The sequence below is a fragment of the Myroides injenensis M09-0166 genome (assembly GCF_000246945.1).
In the GTDB taxonomy this organism is placed as follows: Bacteria; Bacteroidota; Bacteroidia; order Flavobacteriales; family Flavobacteriaceae; genus Flavobacterium; species Flavobacterium injenense.
In genome coordinates, this window is sequence record NZ_BAEX01000148.1 from 1 (window position 1) to 3,016 (window position 3,016).

Consider the following 3,016-nt stretch of genomic DNA (forward strand, 5'->3'; position numbering starts at 1 on the left):
AAATTACAGCGCTCGCAAAAAATATTAAAACTAAAACTACGTAAGAGGTAAAAACAAATTACATCTTTTGACAATCTAAAAAAACAAATTAAAAATCTAGAAACTACTTTTTCACCAAACTACACTTATCAACGTTATCAACATTAATAATAATAGAATTTAAAATATTTAAAAATTAATAAAAAACTTCTTCTATTATATTGTTTGTTAATATGTACAATAACTTTTGTCTATAAATTTCATGATTACAATTATTAAAACTTATAAACATATTATCATTTTTTAAATAATTTAAAATTAGCATTTTAGATATGTTATCAACATTACAAAATTCCGTTATCAACAGATAATTTTTGATAAAATGGTGTGTGTATATCTGTTAATAAGTACTCATTTTAGTATTAATATCTGTTCAATACTTTTTTGAAACTAAATTTGGAAATGTCTTGATATGTGCTGTATTGTAAATTTTTTTAAATACGCAAAAAAATACTTATTGAATTCTTTCCATACTTATGAACAAATAGTGTGAATTGTCACTCTGTTGAAAATGAACATTTTAATAGTTTATTTATATTTGATTGTTTATAAGTACTAATTATTTAAATATCAATAAGATATGATTAAAAGGAAAGTGAAGTTAAATTCTTAGATGGCGACAAATTATCAGCTGCGTACTAATTTTGACCAGTATTTTTAGTTCATCTAGAAACTTTTTTGTCTTATAATAATTGAAATTTACTATGCTATTTTAGGACCTTTATCTCAAAATTCTTAGCTATAAATTAAGCTTTTTAATATAGAAATGATAGGTTAAAATGCCTCTTTAAAGCGATCGAGTAAGAATAAAAATATGCTTTTTTTTATTGCATTTTTATAGCGTTTTTTGCAGTCACATTTCTTCTTATATTTACTTTATAAATATCTAAATTTACACTTAAATTTTTAAAAATATTAGCCTATAAATAGTCAAGAATGTAAGTGCAAAAAAGTCATTTTATTAATGTAAAAAAAGATGATAATTGATGTTTTATTAGGCTCTTTTTTACCCTTAAATTGCTGTTATTTTTTGAAATATTTATTAATGTTTCGTAGTATATAAACACGTTATTTTTATAATAAATAAGTGCAATATAATTTAGGTAAATCACGACTAATAATCTGTTGTTTTATATGGTGAAATTTTCTTTTTATAAATGTAAATTTCGAAATCAAGGGTCTATATTCGTTGTCGTTTATTGAAACAATATTTTACTTTAAAATATGAAATTATATCTTAAATTACCTTTCTCCTTATATATAGTTCCCAGATTTACTTAACATATTGGATAGATATGTACTTTATTTTCTTTCAATTATTTAAAGCTTATAATGTCTTAAGGGTTAGTTGATTGAATTTAAAAAGACTTTTATTGATAAAATTTAATCTAAAAGTATACTTAGTATTATCTTTGTAAAAAATATTATTTAAAAATGACTAATCAAGTTCGTGTGCGTTTTGCACCAAGTCCAACAGGACCATTACACATTGGTGGAGTTAGAACAGCTTTGTTTAATTACTTATTCGCTAAGAAGAACAATGGTGTTTTTTATGTTAGAATTGAAGATACTGATCAAAATCGCTTTGTTCCAGGAGCTGAGGAATACATTTTGGAAGCATTGGAATGGTTAGGGATTTCTCCAGATGAAACAATTGGAAAAAATGAGAAGTTTGGTCCTTATAGACAAAGTGAGCGTAAAGAATTGTATAAAAAATATGCTGATCAACTAATTGAAAGCGGTTGGGCATATTATGCATTTGATACTGCTGAAGAACTTGATGAATTAAGAAAAAAAGCTGAAAGCGAAGGACAAACATTTATATATAATCATAGTAATAGAGAGCAATTGAAAACTTCGTTAAAGCTTAGCAAAGAAGAAGTAGATAATTGCATTGCTAATGGTGAAGCTTATGTAATTCGATTTAAAACTCCTGTAGGAGAGACATTACATTTAAATGATATGATCCGTGGAGATATTAAGTTTGACACTAGCTTACTTGATGATAAAGTACTTTATAAGAGTGATGGCATGCCTACTTATCATTTAGCTAATATAGTAGATGATCATTTAATGGAGACATCTCACGTTATTCGCGGTGAGGAATGGTTACCTTCTATGCCGCTACATGAATTACTATATAAAGCTTTTGGATGGACTGCTCCTAAATTTGCTCACTTACCTTTAATATTAAAGCCTGTAGGTAATGGTAAATTATCTAAAAGAGATGGTGATAAATTAGGTTTCCCTGTATTTCCTTTAGATTGGATAGATCCTGTATCAGGTGAAAAATCATCAGGATATAGAGAGAAAGGTTTTTACCCCGAGACTGTACTTAATTTCTTAGCTTTATTAGGATGGAATGACGGAACAGATCAAGAGATTTTTTCATTAGAAGAGCTAGTTGAAAAATTTGATTTAAGTAGAGTTCATAAAGCTGGTGCTAAATTTGACCCAGAAAAAAATAAATGGTTTAATCAACATTATTTAAAATTACAATCAGATAGTAATTTAGCATTAGAATTTCAGAAAATATTACAAGAAAAAGGTATAATATCTGATAAAGAATATGTTACTAAAGTAGTTGCTCTAATTAAAGAGAGAGCGACTTTTGTTAGTGATTTTTATGAATTAAGTGATTTCTTCTTTGTTGCTCCTCAAGAGTACGATTCTAAAGCTTTAAAAAATTGGAAAAAAGAAACACCAATTTTAATGACGCAGGTAAGAGATTTAATTAGTGGAATTGAAGATTTTGAAGCTAAAAATATAGAATCCATTGTTAAGTCTTGGATTACTGATCAAGAAATAGGTATGGGTAAAGTAATGCAACCATTAAGATTAAGTTTAGTTGGAGCAGTAAAAGGTCCAGATTTATTTGAAATTATTGAGATGATTGGTAAAGAAGAAGCAGTTCGACGAATTGATAATGCAGTTAATACTATTCAGTAATAATTGAAGGATTAGAAATATATAAAAA

General features: G+C 26.4%; 1 protein-coding gene. It reads left to right on the forward strand.

The annotated features are described in order from the left end of the window. Positions 1-1,473 precede the first annotated feature (1,473 nt). On the forward strand, positions 1,474-2,988 hold the full coding sequence (gene gltX, locus RH98_RS14840; RefSeq protein ID WP_010257338.1) for a glutamate--tRNA ligase: 1,515 nt from the start codon (positions 1,474-1,476) through the stop codon (positions 2,986-2,988). Positions 2,989-3,016 lie beyond the last annotated feature (28 nt).